Source organism: Bacillus sp. TH22 (genome assembly GCF_016651015.1).
In the GTDB taxonomy this organism is placed as follows: Bacteria; Bacillota; Bacilli; order Bacillales; family Bacillaceae_G; genus Bacillus_A; species Bacillus_A mycoides.
Genome location: NZ_JAEKER010000001.1, coordinates 1,691,715 through 1,707,641, shown reverse-complemented (window position 1 = coordinate 1,707,641; position 15,927 = coordinate 1,691,715). Strand labels below are relative to the sequence as shown.

At 35.1% G+C, this 15,927-nt stretch carries 21 protein-coding genes; 11 read left to right on the top strand and 10 right to left on the bottom strand.

What is annotated here, in order from left to right; translation table 11 throughout:
• The first annotated feature begins 12 nt into the window (after nt 1-12).
• Together JFU18_RS08630 and JFU18_RS08625 are read left to right on the top strand one after the other, a co-directional pair.
• The gene (locus JFU18_RS08630) at nt 13-567 is read left to right on the top strand and encodes a cysteine hydrolase family protein (protein ID WP_016094496.1); all 555 of its coding nucleotides are present in this window, start codon (nt 13-15) and stop codon (nt 565-567) included.
• 87 nt (nt 568-654) lie between these two features.
• A complete protein-coding gene (locus JFU18_RS08625; RefSeq protein ID WP_002011614.1) occupies nt 655-1,053 on the top strand; it encodes an SseB family protein in 399 nt (132 codons plus the stop codon).
• A gap of 27 nt (nt 1,054-1,080) precedes the next feature.
• On the opposite strand, the gene JFU18_RS08620 is transcribed toward JFU18_RS08625, so the two are convergent.
• Nucleotides 1,081-2,001 carry a S66 peptidase family protein gene (locus tag JFU18_RS08620; RefSeq protein WP_061688822.1) on the bottom strand — a complete coding sequence of 307 codons (921 nt, stop codon included), beginning with the start codon at nt 1,999-2,001 and terminating at the stop codon, nt 1,081-1,083.
• A gap of 73 nt (nt 2,002-2,074) precedes the next feature.
• Between JFU18_RS08620 and JFU18_RS08615 the strand changes: the two genes are divergently transcribed.
• Complete coding sequence (locus tag JFU18_RS08615) at nt 2,075-3,211, top strand: NAD(P)H-dependent flavin oxidoreductase (protein ID WP_012260603.1); 1,137 nt, start codon at nt 2,075-2,077, stop codon at nt 3,209-3,211.
• A 17-nt stretch (nt 3,212-3,228) separates the two neighbouring features.
• Here the strand turns inward: JFU18_RS08615 and dltD are convergent, their stop codons facing one another.
• From dltD to JFU18_RS08590, 5 genes are all read right to left on the bottom strand, one after another.
• A complete protein-coding gene (dltD, locus tag JFU18_RS08610) occupies nt 3,229-4,404 on the bottom strand; it encodes a D-alanyl-lipoteichoic acid biosynthesis protein DltD (protein ID WP_002126231.1) in 1,176 nt (391 codons plus the stop codon).
• Nucleotides 4,401-4,640 (bottom strand): D-alanine--poly(phosphoribitol) ligase subunit DltC, encoded by a 240-nt coding sequence (gene dltC / locus JFU18_RS08605; RefSeq protein ID WP_002011622.1) that lies wholly within the window; start codon nt 4,638-4,640, stop codon nt 4,401-4,403. The genes dltD and dltC overlap by 4 nt, the downstream gene beginning before the upstream one ends.
• 68 nt (nt 4,641-4,708) lie before the next feature.
• Nucleotides 4,709-5,875, bottom strand: coding sequence for a D-alanyl-lipoteichoic acid biosynthesis protein DltB (gene dltB, locus JFU18_RS08600; RefSeq protein ID WP_201032754.1), 1,167 nt, complete (start codon nt 5,873-5,875; stop codon nt 4,709-4,711).
• The gene (dltA, locus tag JFU18_RS08595) at nt 5,872-7,386 is read right to left on the bottom strand and encodes a D-alanine--poly(phosphoribitol) ligase subunit DltA (RefSeq protein WP_002064418.1); all 1,515 of its coding nucleotides are present in this window, start codon (nt 7,384-7,386) and stop codon (nt 5,872-5,874) included. Before dltA ends, dltB begins: the two co-directional genes overlap by 4 nt.
• Nucleotides 7,387-7,398: 12 nt before the next feature.
• Nucleotides 7,399-7,545, bottom strand: coding sequence for a teichoic acid D-Ala incorporation-associated protein DltX (locus JFU18_RS08590; protein ID WP_002011626.1), 147 nt, complete (start codon nt 7,543-7,545; stop codon nt 7,399-7,401).
• Between the two features lie 359 nt (nt 7,546-7,904).
• On the opposite strand from JFU18_RS08590, the gene JFU18_RS08585 reads away from it, so the two are divergent.
• The 5 genes from JFU18_RS08585 to JFU18_RS08565 all read left to right on the top strand — a co-directional run bounded on the left by JFU18_RS08585 (nt 7,905) and on the right by JFU18_RS08565 (nt 10,968).
• Complete coding sequence (locus JFU18_RS08585; protein WP_201034904.1) at nt 7,905-9,083, top strand: amidohydrolase; 1,179 nt, start codon at nt 7,905-7,907, stop codon at nt 9,081-9,083.
• A 223-nt stretch (nt 9,084-9,306) separates the two neighbouring features.
• Entirely contained in the window at nt 9,307-9,471 is a 165-nt protein-coding gene (locus JFU18_RS08580; RefSeq protein ID WP_172798765.1) for a hypothetical protein, read from the top strand.
• Nucleotides 9,464-9,910, top strand: a complete 447-nt coding sequence (locus JFU18_RS08575) for a flavodoxin (protein WP_002086759.1) — start codon at nt 9,464-9,466, stop codon at nt 9,908-9,910. Before JFU18_RS08580 ends, JFU18_RS08575 begins: the two co-directional genes overlap by 8 nt.
• A gap of 24 nt (nt 9,911-9,934) precedes the next feature.
• Nucleotides 9,935-10,708: a hypothetical protein gene (locus JFU18_RS08570; protein ID WP_201034905.1), complete on the top strand. Its 774-nt coding sequence runs from the start codon at nt 9,935-9,937 to the stop codon at nt 10,706-10,708.
• Between the two features lie 98 nt (nt 10,709-10,806).
• Entirely contained in the window at nt 10,807-10,968 is a 162-nt protein-coding gene (locus JFU18_RS08565; protein WP_002126244.1) for a hypothetical protein, read from the top strand.
• Here the strand turns inward: JFU18_RS08565 and JFU18_RS08560 are convergent.
• Nucleotides 10,965-11,873, bottom strand: a complete 909-nt coding sequence (locus JFU18_RS08560; RefSeq protein ID WP_061675934.1) for an aminoglycoside phosphotransferase family protein — start codon at nt 11,871-11,873, stop codon at nt 10,965-10,967. The genes JFU18_RS08565 and JFU18_RS08560 overlap by 4 nt on opposite strands.
• A 99-nt stretch (nt 11,874-11,972) precedes the next feature.
• Between JFU18_RS08560 and JFU18_RS08555 the strand changes: the two genes are divergently transcribed.
• Complete coding sequence (locus JFU18_RS08555) at nt 11,973-12,482, top strand: biotin transporter BioY (protein ID WP_201034906.1); 510 nt, start codon at nt 11,973-11,975, stop codon at nt 12,480-12,482.
• A 26-nt stretch (nt 12,483-12,508) separates the two neighbouring features.
• Here the strand turns inward: JFU18_RS08555 and JFU18_RS08550 are convergent, their stop codons facing one another.
• The 3 genes from JFU18_RS08550 to JFU18_RS08540 all read right to left on the bottom strand — a co-directional run bounded on the left by JFU18_RS08550 (nt 12,509) and on the right by JFU18_RS08540 (nt 14,285).
• Complete coding sequence (locus JFU18_RS08550) at nt 12,509-12,658, bottom strand: hypothetical protein (protein ID WP_000743737.1); 150 nt, start codon at nt 12,656-12,658, stop codon at nt 12,509-12,511.
• Nucleotides 12,659-12,676: 18 nt separating this feature from the next.
• The gene (locus JFU18_RS08545) at nt 12,677-12,850 is read right to left on the bottom strand and encodes a hypothetical protein (protein ID WP_000343684.1); all 174 of its coding nucleotides are present in this window, start codon (nt 12,848-12,850) and stop codon (nt 12,677-12,679) included.
• 76 nt (nt 12,851-12,926) lie between these two features.
• Nucleotides 12,927-14,285 carry an MATE family efflux transporter gene (locus tag JFU18_RS08540; RefSeq protein ID WP_201034907.1) on the bottom strand — a complete coding sequence of 453 codons (1,359 nt, stop codon included), beginning with the start codon at nt 14,283-14,285 and terminating at the stop codon, nt 12,927-12,929.
• Nucleotides 14,286-14,467: 182 nt separating this feature from the next.
• Here JFU18_RS08540 and uppP point away from each other — a divergent pair, with 182 nt between their 5' ends.
• Both uppP and JFU18_RS08530 read left to right on the top strand, forming a co-directional pair.
• Complete coding sequence (gene uppP / locus JFU18_RS08535) at nt 14,468-15,259, top strand: bacitracin resistance undecaprenyl-diphosphatase (protein ID WP_002011643.1); 792 nt, start codon at nt 14,468-14,470, stop codon at nt 15,257-15,259.
• Between the two features lie 194 nt (nt 15,260-15,453).
• Nucleotides 15,454-15,918 (top strand): SRPBCC family protein, encoded by a 465-nt coding sequence (locus JFU18_RS08530; RefSeq protein ID WP_002126258.1) that lies wholly within the window; start codon nt 15,454-15,456, stop codon nt 15,916-15,918.
• Nucleotides 15,919-15,927 lie beyond the last annotated feature (9 nt).

The window sequence follows — 15,927 nt, the reverse complement described above, 5'->3', positions numbered from 1 at the left end:
TAGGAGGATATTATGCTTAATCAAGCAGCACTTATAATCATTGATGTACAGGAAGCATTCAACTTACCATACTGGGGCGTGAGGAATAACCTTTTGGCGGAAGAAAATATGAAAAGTTTGTTAGAAGAATGGAGAAAAAGAAAACTACCAGTTTTTCATATTCAACATGTAAATAAAGAAAATGTTCAATCGATGTTTTATCAACATGCGGAAACGGTAAACTTTAAAGAAGAAGTGCAACCAATGCCAGATGAAATAATTATCCAGAAATCCGTTAATAGCGCGTTCATTGGGACAAATTTGGAAGAACAATTAAGAGAACAAAAATGTAATACGGTAGTGATTGTAGGATTAACAACAAATCATTGTGTGGAGACTACAACACGGATGGCAGGTAATTTAGGGCTTACAACGTATTTAGTGAGCGATGCGACGGCTACATTCAATCGTAAAGGTCTGGACGGGACAGAGTATAGTGCAGAGGACATTCACAATATGACACTTGTAAACTTACATGATGAATTTGCCAAAATCGTTACGACTGAAGGTGTTTTAAAATTATTTTAAGAAAATAATTGTGGAATTATGTAGAAAAAAATAAGAATATTTCGTATAATCTAAGTATAATCATTTTGAAAATAGGGGTGTCATCATATGGAGCAAATTCCAGTAAAGAAAATAGAAGAAGTACTCGTTTTAGCAGGAGATGATAAACAAAAGCAAAAGGAATTTTATGAATTGCTCTTAACAACGGAGTTTTATGTTGCTGGTTCACTTGAAGCAGAAGACGGGGCAACGGAAGGAACACTTCGTTTGCGTCATTTCCAAGGAGAGGGTAGATGGATCGTTCCGTTCTTTACACAATTGAAATTTGTAAAAGATGTGTTGCCAGAAGGTACACCCCTTATTACGATACGTGGAAAAGAATTATTGGGTAGCATCGAGAAAGATGCGACAGCTGTATTAAATGTTGGAACAGATATGAGTAAAACATTTATTCCAGAAGAAATTGCAGAGATAGCATCAGGACGAATCTTTAATTATTATAAGTAAAAGGAAAAGCTTAGCAGCTTTTCCTTTTTAATTTGAACATGGAGTGGCTATACCAGAAGAAATAGAAACAGTTTTGTTAGTTGTATTTATTGTTGCTGTAGCTCCGAGGGGAATACCGATATTTGGACTTATATGTCCAATCGGTAAACCGAATAACACAGGTATATTATATGGCGTGAAATATTCATATAATATTGTTTGCAATGATTGAGATGGCTTAGAAGGGTTGCAGTCGTGACAACTTGTAAAAATAACGCCGCTGCATTCATTAAACTGTCCAGATAAAAGTAGTTGATTTAACATCCGGTCAATGCGGTACGGTTCTTCACCAATATCTTCAAGCAATAAAAGTTTATTTGACGTATTTATCTCATAGGGCGAGCCAATTATACTTGTTAACACAGTTAAATTCCCTCCCGTCAATGTGCCTGTAACTGTACATGGAGAGGTAGGTACGATACATTCTGATGCATATAAGATAGATGAATACGGATGGAATAGTTGATTGAAAGAAGATAAGGAGAGAGAATCTATACCTTTTCCTAATTCTTCAATCATTGGACCATGAAAAGTAACCAGCTCCGCATAACGTGAAAAGGCAGTATGTAAAGCCGTAATATCGCTATATCCCCAAAAAATCTTTGGATTCCGTTGAATGATTTCATATTGAATGTAAGGGAGGAGACGAGCGCTGCCGTAACCACCTCGTGCACAAAAGACTGCTTTGACCTCAGTATTTGTAAATGCTTCATGTATATCATCAAGACGAACTTGATCACTTCCAGCTAAATATCCATATTTTTCATAAACACTCTTTCCAATTATTACGGATAATCCCATCTCTTGTAATACTTTCACACCTTTTAATATATTCTCAAGTGTTGGTGGGCCAGACGGTGCAATAACCATTACTGTATCACCTTTTTGCAAAGCATTTGGATAAATCATTGTTCTCAGCCTCCTTCTCTTTCAATATATTCGCTTGAGCGAAAGTTCAATCCTTGTAAAAGAAGGGGAAAGCATGTCATATAAAGAAGGTATAGGGAAAGTAGGAGGGAAAATGATGTTTACAAGTCGAGTAATAGATATATTACAAATTAAGTATCCGATCATTCAAGCAGGTATGGCAGGAGCGATTACAACGTCAAAACTTGTTGCAGCTGTGAGTAATAGCGGAGGATTAGGTACGCTTGGAGCAGGGTATATGAGCCCAGAACAAATCCGTGAAGCGATTTATAAAATAAGGGAACTAACAAATAAGCCTTTCGGTGTTAATTTACTTTTAACGAAAGAGATACAGATAGAAGAAGAGAAGGTAAACGAGGCGAAAGTATTACTTAGTGGAGTGAATAGAGAATTAGGTATAGAGGAAGAAAAGACTTTAAAACTTCCAAAAAGCTATAAAGAACAATTACAAGTATTATTAGAGGAAAAGGTACCAGTCGTTAGTTTTGCATTTCAAACGTTAGAAAAAGAAGAAATAGATGATTTGAAAAAGGAAGGGATAAAAGTTATCGGAACAGCTACCCATGTAGCGGAAGCGAAAGCACTTGCTAAGTTAGGGGTAGATATTATTGTCGGGCAAGGTAGCGAGGCAGGAGGGCATAGAGGAACGTTTATTGGGAAAGAACAAGATGCGATGATTGGTACATTTGCATTAATCCCGCAATTAGTAGCGGAAGTACCTCATATCCCGATTGTTGCAGCAGGTGGTGTAATGAATGGGCAAGGGCTTGTTGCGGCATTTGCGTTAGGGGCAGAGGCTGTTCAAATGGGATCAGCCTTTTTAACGAGTGAAGAAAGTATTACGCATGACGTGTATAAAGAGGCGATTTTACATAGTACAGATACGAGTACAACGGTAACCCGTGCGTTTTCCGGGAAATATGCACGGGGTATTCGTAATGAATTTATAGAGAAACATGAAGGAAGAGAAGAGAATTTACCGATGTATCCAGTGCAAAACGTATTAACTTCAAAAATACGTCAAGAAGCAGCGAAGCAAAATAAGGAAGAGTATATGTCGCTTTGGGCGGGACAAGCATCATCATTAGCACGAACGGAATCAGCTCAGCACGTAGTGAAACGTGTCATGAAAGAAGCAGAGAACGTAATTGAACAATTACAAGATGTATATAAAAAAAGACCACTTGAATAATTCAAGCGGTCTTTTCGTTAGTTTGCTTTATAAAATTGTTGGATAGCTTCGTCGATGTAAACCCAGCCTTTCCAACCTAAGTGCATATGATCTTTTAAGAAGTACTTATCATATTCATGATTTGAGAAATCAGCAATTGGATAGCCAGCTTGCTTAATTTGCTCATGAACTTTATTGTAGTATAATTCGCGTTTTTCTTTCGGGAAGCCAGCGTAATCATACCAAGGACCTTTTACAGGAACAGAAATGAAGAGCGGTTTTGCGCCAGATTGTTTTAATAAATCAAGTACAATTTGTAAATCTTCATATTCTGGTGATTGGTCATAAGCATCATTTTTTAAGTAACCTTCACGTTGTTTTAATTTCTTCTTAATTTTGCTATTGAAGTAATCATCTTCGATACCATATTCGTTGGAGCTTGATTCTACTGCACCTGTTTGATCAGCATGCTTACGAGCTTCTTCCCAGTTCATTTGTTTCAATGATGGATCAAGCTGTTCTTTATGCGGCTTAATATTAAACATAACTGTAAATAAATCTTTACGATCTAGAATGTTACGATAAATATAAGCGAAAGGTTTAGCAGCAAGTGCTTTTACTTTATACTTTGTATCATCGTAGGCGATACCTTCAAGCGAAATTTTTAATAAAGTTTCTTTTTTAACAATCTCAAAGTTTAATAAGCGTTTTGCAATTTGTTTTTTCATTTCAGGTTTTAAATCATCGTTGAAAATGAAGTGGTAACCTTGTTGTTTTGAAAAGTTAGGTGCAAAGTGTGTCTCATCAATACCTTGTGGTACAAACCATTGCGGAGAAAGAACGAATATCATTTTCTTATCTTTCAATTGATCCATTGTAGATGTGAAGTTTAATACGTGTACAAGGTCTTGTGTTCCACCGCGCCCAAGTAGGAATGGTGTGAATCCTTCAGGCTTTACTTTGAAATAATTCGATGGATGGAAAGCATCCATACGTGCGAATTCCGATGAACCGTACATCGGAAGATATTTCGGGTCTGCTAACATCTTTTGCTGTAAAATCATACTTTGAATCTTTTCTTCTTTTAAAGAAGTCGCAGCTTGTTCTACTTTCTCATCACTTAAAAGTGGGAGTAGGAAGCGCGTAGGAATAAGTAAGAATACAGCAAAAAGGGCCAATGCTAAAAGCATCGGACCAAATTTCACTTTGTTCATCGGATTTCTTCTAACTTTTTAATAACCATATTTGGTGTAGCCCACTCATCGCGGTCAAAATCAGAAATAGAAACTTCAATCTCTAAACGCTCTTGGAATTCTACTAATAAAGATACTACAGCGAAAGAATCAAGAATACCTTCTTCAAATAATTGAACATCTAAGTTTTCTTTCACAATATCGTTTTCACATACTTCTTCTAAAATATCTAATACTTGCTCTTTGAATTCTGCCATTTTTAAAATCTCCTTTATATCCGAAATATATTATATGTGCAACTTCTTAATAGTATAAGAAGGGTGCATTAAAAGTATCTGTTAAGGTGTCCAGAGAAGATCAGGAAACCGAAACATACAACGTGGAACGTAATTACAATCGCAAGGACGTGTGTAAATTTATTGTTTGGCCAAAACTTATGCTTCTTGTTTTTTCGTTCGAAAATATCGAATAAGATAAACAAGGCAGCGTGATAAAGACCATAAATAATGTATTGATACACATGCTCACCAGTAATATGCCATATTCCCATGATGAAAAAGTTTAAAAATGCACCGATATACGAAATTGTGTAACGGTTTTTAATTAACTTTTTCTTCGTTGCGAAAAAGACGAAACGCATGTAAATAAAGTCACGGAACCAGAATGATAAACTCATATGCCAGCGGTTCCAGAAGTCTTTAATGTTACGACTAATGAATGGTTTATTAAAGTTTTCTGGAGTTTTAATTCCCATCATATAACTTACACCAATTACAAATGAGCTATAACCAGCAAAGTCAAAGAATAAATATAAGCTATAGCTATACATGTAAATCATATTTGATAGGATTGTATCTTGCTGAGCGAATGCCGGATCCATAAAATATTGCTTTATTAAGTAAGCAATAATAAATTTATACAAGAAACCTTGGAAAATACGGTTTAGCCCTGTATATAGTAAATTTTGATATTCTTCTACACTAGGTGGCTTTTGAATATCTTTTTGGAATCTGCGGTAACGATCGATAGGTCCCGTTGAGATAGCTGGGAAGAATAAAACGAATTCCCAGAAATTAAAGAAGGAAAGTTCTTTAATTAAGTTATCACGAACTTCAAATACCATTTGTACTGCTCTAAATGTTACATAGGACATTCCTAAAAATACAACAAACTTTAGCTCAGGTACAAACGGTGCAATTTTTGCTAAAACAAGCGGTAAAATCGACAAAATAACAGCCATATAAAACCTAAATGTACTATTATTTTGTTTTCTTAAAATTAAATAGCCTTTAATAAGGGCATATTGCCAAATAATAAATGCGGCTAACATGATTGCTTGCTTCGGTTTATCAGAGAAGATAATAACGAGCATTACTAATGTTAAAACGGCATTATATTTACGCAACATTTTACCTTTTAATCCAGCTATGATAGTAGGTATTAATAAAATGCCTACTATAGCGAAAAAATAAAATGATCCATATGCGGTCATGCTGTAACCTCACTCAATAATTTTTTGCGATCTACCTTTCCATTTGGTGTCATTGGAATAGAAGAGTGATACATGAATTTACGTGGAATCATGTAATTTGGTAATCGCTCATTGAGTTCTTTTTTGATTGCAGATGTTAATTTGAATTCTTTTTCAAACGAATGCTCTCCAGGAACAACAACCGCTAATAAGTAATCATATTTTTCACCTTTTTTAATTGGAACAACAACTGCACCTTCTACGTAAGAACACGCGCGAAGATGATGTTCGATTTCTTCTAATTCCATTCGATAACCATGAAGCTTAATTTGGAAATCAAGACGACCATTATAGAATAGAAGACCATTTTCTACATAGCCAGCATCACCTGTTTTATAGGCACGCTCACCATCAATCATGGTAAATACTTTTTCTGTTAATTCAGGGCTTCCTAAATAGCCAACGCTTACGCTTGGACCGACAATTACGATTTCACCTTTTTCACCGTCAGGTGCAATTGTACCATCTTCTTTCATAATAAGAAGGCGACAGTCTGATTTACAGTAGCCAACTGGAAGTGATTTGTATTGATCAAGCACTTCTTCTGTAACGTGAATGCCTGTTACAGCAACAGTAGCTTCTGTTGGACCGTACGTATTCATAATTGCTGCTTTCGGGAAACGCTCAATTAATTTTCTAGCTACTTCATTTGGTAACACTTCACCGCAGAATAAGAATGTTTTCATGTTTGGTAGCATACTTTCAGAGAAAGAGGCTTCCATTAAACACATTTCTGCGAAAGATGGTGTCGAAGTCCATACTTGTATATCCGATTGCTCTAAAGAAGCAAACAAGTCTTTTGGACGTGCAATCATATCTTTATCGATTGCCCAAAGTGTACCACCTGTTACTAATGATGGGTAAATATCCATTACAGATAAATCGAATGAGAAAGGTGCTTGGTTTAAGAATACTTGCCCTGTTTGTAAGTTGAAATCTTCTACAGCCCATTTTGTAAAGCTAACAAGACAGTTATAAGTAATCTGAACCCCTTTCGGATTACCTGTACTTCCTGATGTGTAAATAATGTAGAAGTTCTCATCACCTTTTACCGCATGTTCAGGATTTGGAGTATTCCCTTTATGAGTAAAGAAAATATCTTTTAAGTTATCTTCACTTGTAATGCGAACTGGTAAGTCCGTTACCGTTACTTCTGCCCCTGATAACAGTAATTTCGCACCAGAACTTTCAGCAATACGTTGTACACGATCAGCTGGAATAGATAAATCTACAGGAATGTAAGCATGTCCAGCTTTTACACAACCTAAAAAGTTAATAATCATTTCAGGTTGCATATGGCCATAAACCATAATTGGTGAACGATCATCTGGATACTCAGAAGAAATCCAATGTGCTAACGCATCAGAATCTTCCTTTAATTGTTTGTACGTAATTTTCGCATCTCGCCAAACAAAAGCGGTTTGATCAGGCGTTTCTACAGCCCACTTTTCAATTTGTTCTAATAACTTCATAACGTTCCCACCCTAGAATTCATTGTAAATAAATGTACTTGTGTTTGTATCATGGAATCCATACAACCAAAGTAATGCAAATAAAATTGCAAGGTAATAAACCGTCTTTGCAACCCATTGTGTGAGTGGTTGAGACCATATCTCTTTTAATCTTTCCATGTCTTTCCCTCGCTTAATGAAATAATAGCTCTTTGTAGGTATCATGTCCTACATTATTGTGAAAAAAACAAAATCCCACATTTTAGGTAAAAATAAGTCAAAAGGCTCTTTTCTGATATTAGCACTAAATACTAAAAAAGAAAATCCCTAACTTAGCAATTATATTACATTCAGCATGAATTTGTAATGGGTTTGACATGTAAATAGGAAGTGGATTGTGTGAATGTATAAAAGTGGATTGTGAGAAGGCGGGAAAATATAATATTTGTTTTGTTATTCCTGAATTGGAGTGGGTTAATAATCACTGGGTACTTAGTACATTTTCAAGGTATAGAGCCTTTTAAAAGGAGGTAATTATTATGAAAAGAGAGTGGAGGAGTTTTATTTCAGAGGAAAATATCATTAAATGGAGACGGCATTTCCATAAGTATCCGGAATTATCGTTTCATGAAAAAGAAACTTCGCAATTTATATATGAAACATTATGCTCATTTTCTTCTTTTGAAGTAACGAGACCAACGCAGTACAGTGTGCTAGCAATTAAAAGAGGAAGGCAACAAGGAAAAGTAGTTGCGATTCGAGCTGATATAGATGCTTTACCAATCCAAGAGGAGACAAGGAAACCTTATACGTCTGTGCATAAAGGAATAATGCATGCATGCGGGCATGATGCTCACGCAGCTATTTTATTAAGTACAGCAGAGACGATAGCAAATATGAAGGAAGATTTTGCAGGCGAAATCCGTCTGTTCTTTCAACACGCAGAGGAAGTGTATCCCGGTGGTGGACAAGAAATGGTGGAGGCCGGTGTTATGGACGGCGTCGATTATGTAGTAGGTCTGCACGTTATGTCTGGATTAGAAAGTGGAAAGATAGGAATTGTATATGGCCCTATGATGGCAGCACCAGACGTATTTACAATTGAAATTTTAGGAAAGGGTGGTCACGCGGCACGACCAGAAGAAACGATAGATCCTATTGCTATCGGAGCACAAATTATTACAAATTTACAACATATCGTATCAAGAAATACAAGTGCTTTTATGCATAGAGTAGTGTCAGTTACACAATTTCATGGGGGGATGGCCGATAATATCATTCCTAGTGCAGCAGCTTTAATGGGAACTGTTCGATCTTTTAATCAAACATTAAGAGAGGAAGCAAAAGAGAAAATTGAGCAAATTGTAAAAGGAATTACAGAAGCACATGGGGGAGATTATACATATACGTATCGTTACGGATATGATCCAGTTGTTAATAATGAGTACATTACGAAAATAGTAGAAAAAAGTGCGATAAAATTGTTCGGAAATCAGCGTATTGTGCATCTTGAACCTTCTATGGGAGGAGAAGATTTTTCAGCGTATTTAAGAAAAGCACCTGGTTGTTTCATTAAATTAGGAACAGGGAATAAAAATATTGATACTTGTTATCCACATCATCATCCGAAATTTGATGTGGATGAATCGGCTTTAATTAATGGAGTGGAACTATTTTTAGAGACAACTATAAGACTACTAGAAACTGATAAAACATAAAAAAAGGCAACTGCACTCTATTGCAGTTGCTTTTATTTCTTCCGTCAGAGAGGGCTGAGAAAGAACTATGCTCATTTATAGTATATGAATAGCTAACGGACAAGCTTGTACATTTTAACTATTTTTAAAAAAATAGTTATTGACTTTGATAATCAATTTCAATTAATCTAATGGTATAATTGAAATTGATAATTATTATCAATGAAACAGATGAGGAACCTTAATGAGAAAAACATTTCACCTTTTACGAAGGGAATTAAAAAATAAAGATGTTGATAAGCATATTGAATGGCAACGAAATGTAATTCGTTCTGAATATGTAGGTGAGAAGAGTACACTTCAAGCAGAAAAAGAGATACAAGGTAAAAGGAGAGGTTCAGTTGAGTAAGTTAGTAATGATTTTTGCAAGTATGAGTGGAAATACAGAGGAAATGGCTGACCATATTGCGGGTGCGATTCGTGAAACAGAAAATGAGATTGAAGTAATTGATATTATGGATACACCAGAAGCTTCTATATTAGAGCAATATGACGGGATTATTTTAGGTGCTTATACTTGGGGAGACGGTGATCTTCCTGATGATTTTTTAGATTTTTATGATGCAATGGATTCTATTAACTTAACTGGTAAAAAAGCAGCTGCATTCGGTTCTTGTGATTCGGCTTATCCGAAATATGGGGTAGCGGTTGATATTTTAATAGAAAAGCTGCAGGAGCGCGGGGCAGCAGTTGTGTTAGAAGGATTGAAAGTAGAATTAACGCCAGAAGATGAAGATGTAGAAAAATGTTTACAGTTTGGAGCTGAATTCGTAAAACACCTTTCTTAATGGCAGAAGGGAGATGAAGAGCAATTGCATGAGAAAATCTCAATCAAAACGATGACAGATTACCATTTGTATGATTTTATGCGTTGTCCGCATAAATTTTATTTCCGTCATATAAAAAGAAGAGAACCTTCTTCATTTGAATGGCAACAAATAGCACAAATGATTGTGAATCAAATTATTAATGAATATTACACGCTACCTGCGGGCCAACAAACGAAAATTGTACTTTTAATATTAATAGAAAAGTATTGGAAAAAAGTAAGGATTAATATGTTTGCTTCAAAGGCGGAGTACTATATTGTTTTAGCAAAGCTAACTGATCACTTATTACAGTTTGTTGAAAGGGATGATAGTCAGGCACCGCCGTTATTTTTATATGAGAAGGTTCAAACATATATGGAAGAGTTAGGTGTCCACATGTCATTGACATTTGAAGTTGGTGAGTGGAGTACTGAATCGTTTGTAATTAAAAAGTATGTTATCGATGCGGATGAGGAAATGCTTGCTCTTTGTCAGAAGCTAATGACAGTATTCAGTTATAAAGCTTTCGGTATTCTTCCAGGGAAAATTGAAGTTATTAATTTAATAGAAGGAACTAAGTATGAGTACATTCCAAAGCAGGAAGATATTATAACTGGAATGGATGATTTATTTAGAATGAAAGAAATGTTGCAGCAACCTGAGCACTATACAGAGCGTCATTTTCGTTCTGAGTGTATGAGTTGTGCGTTTCGTAGTGAATGCCAAAGGGAAGAAGTAAAGAAAGAAGCGAAGCAGAAGAAAAATATAGTACATTAAAGGATGCAAATTTGCATCCTTTTTTGTTATTGACATGAAAAGCTTTTCATCATTTACGGTATATAAGTAGCAGATTTTAATAAGAGGAGGAATAATCAATGAAAGATGAAACGGCAGTATTTCAATGGTTAAAAGAACAGAATGCTCCTTTTGGAATTCAACTGCAAATTTTACAGGCATTTCAATTGTATAAAGTTATTGTTGAAATGGATAAAAAGTTAATGATGTATGAGGAGAGAGAGTATAGGGAGAGAATTTAATCTCGTCCCTGTAGTATTGCTTTAAGCTGTTCTTCATTCTTCTTTAATGTTATTTCGTTGTTTGTTTCAATGTTATAAATAAGGTTATGTAGTAAAGGGCTGTATTGATAAAAGGTAGTGATGCGGTGAATGAGTAATGGATCGCGGTGAGAAATACGTGCACTGTATTGTTCATATACAGATGTAGTAAACTCACGACCGAAATCATAATATAGCCCAGCAAAATCAAAAGCGGGATCGCCAATTTGAGCATCTCCAAAATCGATAACACCTGAAATGTTTTTGTGCAGGTTGTTAAATAAAATGTGATGATGTGTAAAGTCAGCATGAATGATTGCATTTTGAAAGGTAGATTTAGTTATACAGGTAAAGAAATTTTCGAATAAACGATTTAAGGCTGATTTCTGTAATGAAGTAAGACTGTTAGTAAAATATTGATTTAATTTTGTTTGTAGTTCTTTCCAGTAGGTAAGTGTTTTTTCGATAGGGAACCCTAGCGTTTCAGTACGTTTTAAAGGAATACTATGTAAAGCCGCAAGGAAAGTGGCTAATTGTGTAATGATTGCTTTCAATTCTTTTTTCTCTAGCTTGGTAACTATTTCGGTTGTTAACGGTTCACCGTGAATGAGAGGATAATAGCTACAAAATGGAACGGTATTACAATTATTCTTATACAATAGTTTATACTTAGGGACTGCAATTTCTTGTAATGAATGAGAAAGAATTGTGCACAGTTCTTTTTCTAACGGAATTCGGTTTGCATATTCAAGTTTTCGAGGGAAACGAAAGAGTAGGTCGTCATTTATAATAACCGCTATATTATCCCAACCTTCTTCATTTTGTTTATATGAATGTATAGAAAGACCGGGCAGAGCTTCTTTTATATATTGTTTGTAAGAGTCCATAATTGTTCCTCGTTTCTAAGTTAAAGGTAGGTTATTCCACTTTATGATATCAGAATTTTCTTTCTATATGTTAAAATATAACTATCATTATGGAGGAGGGTGGGGTGCATTACGAAGAAAAGAATATTAATCATTTCTCTATGTATCGCTTTTGGATTGTTTTGGCCATATAAAGAGGAGGTTTTTGCCACCTTTAAACCGATAGATCGCTACGAGTTAAATAAGGAATTAAAGAACAAAAGTATAGAAAGTTTAACTGATAAAGAAATGAAAATGATAGGAGAACACTTTGTGACAGCGCAACTATCAGTGTTTGAGTTTAATAATAAAGAAGATGTGAAACGAAAAGGTGAAGAAATATTTGTAAATAGAGGGTATGAACAGTTAATAGAAAATTATTACCCAAACCGTTTTCGGGATTTAGAGTATAAATTTACAAACGAAGAGATACGTGAAGAGACAGATGAGAGTTTTTGCTATCATACTGTAGCGTACGTTGCTGGTATTGAAAATGATAAGAGAAGTGAAATGAAATTAAATTATGACATGAAAATTGTAAAGGTTAATAATATATTTATGGTGTTAGATCAAAAACAGTACGTACAATGAAAAATCCCTCAAGGAGAAGAGGGACTTTAAAGATTTTCATTTTGTTGACCAAGTTCTTTTTGAGCAATGTATAAATTTCCTTGCTCAACTTGTTTCAGTGTATGAACAGAATCTCCTGCATATCCTTTTTCTGTTTTAACAGTTCTTTTTGAACGATTTGAATCTTGTTTCTTCATATAATAGACCACCCTTCCTTAAAAATAGACGAAAATGATGAGCACGAGTAATACAGCTGCGAAAATGGTAATGCCCATTAAAAAAGAAGTATTTTTATATTTAGGTGGCTTATGTACATCTTGCCGATATCCAGGTGAAATTTCAGGGGCGAATTCTTCATCGAATGATTGTTTCTTTTGTTTTTCGTCCATATTTATCCACCTTTCTTTTTCATTATGTTACACGTTACAAGAAAAAATATGCATGAAGAAAACAGCCGCTATATCATTAGCGGCTGCTTTGCATTGTATATTTTCTTTGTACTTGAAAGAGGCGGATAAGCAGGAAGATTGCTCCAAATGCTAGACCGATAATAAGACCGATCCAATAACCTTTTGCTGCCCAGTCAGTATAAGTTGCTAACATGTAGCCAAGAGGTAGACCTATTACCCAATAAGCTATTAATGTCATAATTAAGGCAACATTTACGTCTTTATAACCACGAAGTGCTCCTTGTACTGGAGTTGCAATCGCATCTGAAATTTGAAATAAAATCGCGAATATAAGAAATTCTTTAGCTAAATGATGGACATTTGCATTTGTCGTATAAATAGAAGCAATTTCATCATCAAAGAAATAAAGAAGGATTGAATATAAAAGAGCGAAAGCAAGGGCTAACCCAATTCCGATAAATCCATATTGTTTCGCATTATTGTATCGTTTTGCTCCAACTTCAAATCCAACGGCTATCGTCATTGCCATTGCTAAACTTAAAGGAGTCATATATAACAAGGAAGCAAAGTTCATAGCTGCTTGATGTGCTGCTATTGTTGTCGTACTAAAATTACTCATCATAAGTGTTACCGCAGCGAAAATACTCGTCTCAAAAAAGATAGCAAATCCTATAGGGACGCCAAGTTTCAGGAATTCCTTCCAGATTGTAAAGGAAGGGCGGTATAACTGTTTAAAGATATTGAAAGAAGCGAAAGGCTCTTTCGTACGAATAATAATAACCGTAATAATTAAAATACACCAATAGGTTGCTGCAGAAGCGATTGCCGCACCAACACCACCGAGTTTTGGAAAGCCAAAGTGACCAAAAATTAATAAGTAATTTAATACTACATTAATTGGTAATGATAGTAATGTAATAATCATCGTTGTTCGAGTTTTTCCTAATGCATCAATAAATCCACGTAAGACGGTGTAAGTAAATAAAGGGATAATTCCAATCGCGATAATAATTAAAAATTGTGCTGCAATACGTTCCACGGGTTCTTCTAATTGCATGCCATTTAAAATAGGTGAAACAGCGAAGAATCCGATAAGGATAACAACGAAACTAGCACAAATTGCTAAATATACTGCTTGTATGACAATGTGGGGAACGTCCTCCTTTTTCTTTGATCCAACGAGCTGTGCAACAATAGGAGTAGTAGCCATTAAAATTCCTGTTAAGCCGGTACTAACGGGAAGCCATATACTTGTTCCGATAGCAACACCCGCTAAATCAATAGGACTCGCATGTCCTGACATTGTCGTATCAAAAAAGCTCATCGCAAATAATGACATTTGCGTTACAAAAATCGGGAAAAAGAGTAATGAAAATTGCTTTAACTTTTGTGAGAATGAATTAGTTTCTTTCATAAAATCCCCTTTCAACGTAAAAAACAAACTCTTATTATCATACAATTTAATCAAAAAATAGAAAAGAAATAAGCGTATACAACAAATGAAATCAATAAAAAAAGGATGCACTTTGAAAAGGGATAAGGTATTATGATAAGGTGTGAAAAAATTACATATGCGTTATTAAGGAGGCACTAATTGTGGCTGATTGGTTAATTGGATTAATCATGGGTGCTGTTGAAGGTTTAACAGAGTTTCTACCAGTATCATCAACAGGACATATGATTTTAACAGGACACTTAATTGGATTTGAAGACGATAGAGCGAAAGTTTTCGAAGTTGTTATTCAGTTGGGATCGATTTTAGCAGTTGTTGTTATATTTTGGAAGCGTTTATGGTCATTGGTTGGAATAGGGAAAGTAACAGATGGGCCATCGTTAAATTTATTACATATTATTATCGGGATGATCCCTGCCGGAATTCTTGGTGTATTATTCCATAGTACAATTAAAGAAGTTTTATTCGGTCCAGGACCGGTTGTTATTAGCTTAGTAGTTGGTGGTATTTTAATGATTGTTGCTGAGAAGTTTTCAAAACCAAGTACAGCAAGAACGTTAGATGAAATTACATATAAGCAAGCATTTACAATTGGAATGTTCCAATGTTTAGCACTTTGGCCAGGATTTTCTCGTTCTGGATCAACAATAAGTGGTGGTTTATTAGCTCGCGTTTCGCATACAGCGGCAGCTGAATATACGTTCATTTTAGCGGTACCAATGATGGTAGCTGCAAGTGGCTTAGATTTAATTAAAAGCTGGGATATATTAAGCTCGGCTGATATAACGTTATTTGCAACTGGATTTATTACAGCATTCGTTGTTGCTTTGCTTGCAATCGTTTCATTCTTAAAATTATTAGCTCGTGTAAAACTAACACCGTTCGCTTACTATCGTTTCATTTTAGCTGCGGTATTCTATTTCTTCATTATGTAAGTATAAAATATCAGCAATACCCTATAGAATAGACACTTGAAAAAAAGTCTACACTGTAGGGTATTTTTTTATAGAGAGAGAAAAATGAAACTTTTACCTTCAATTACTTGTATTTCACCATGTGAAATATGCCATAATGATTTCGTTATAATAATTTTAAGGAAATCGATAGGGTATTTGAGAGGAGCAATTTAGTGAGTTTTGCAATAGAAATAGTAATTCCAGCACCAATTGATGTTGTATTTGATTATGTACACAATGACGAGAAAATACTAGAATGGAGTACCTTTATGGTAGAAAATAGGTATCCTTCAAATATAGATGTTGAAAACCCTCGTGAAGGTGACAAATATATATCTGTGCAAAAGATGGGGAAGAAAATATATGAATTTGAGGCGGAAATTTTAGAGTATGATGAACCGTATATCGTTTCAGTTGGATGTGAGATGAAGCAAGGTTATACAGCTGCAACTTATATGTTAGAAGAGGATGAAGAAGGTACATCGCTTACTTTAATCGTAGAATTTGAACCGAAGAATTTTTTATATAAGATTATGTACAAGTTGACTGGGTGGATGACACGTGGAATATACATGGGTGAAATGGAACGTTTAGCAGCGTGCGTAGATGCTGTATATTCTCAGAAAAAAGGATTATAATTTAGTAAA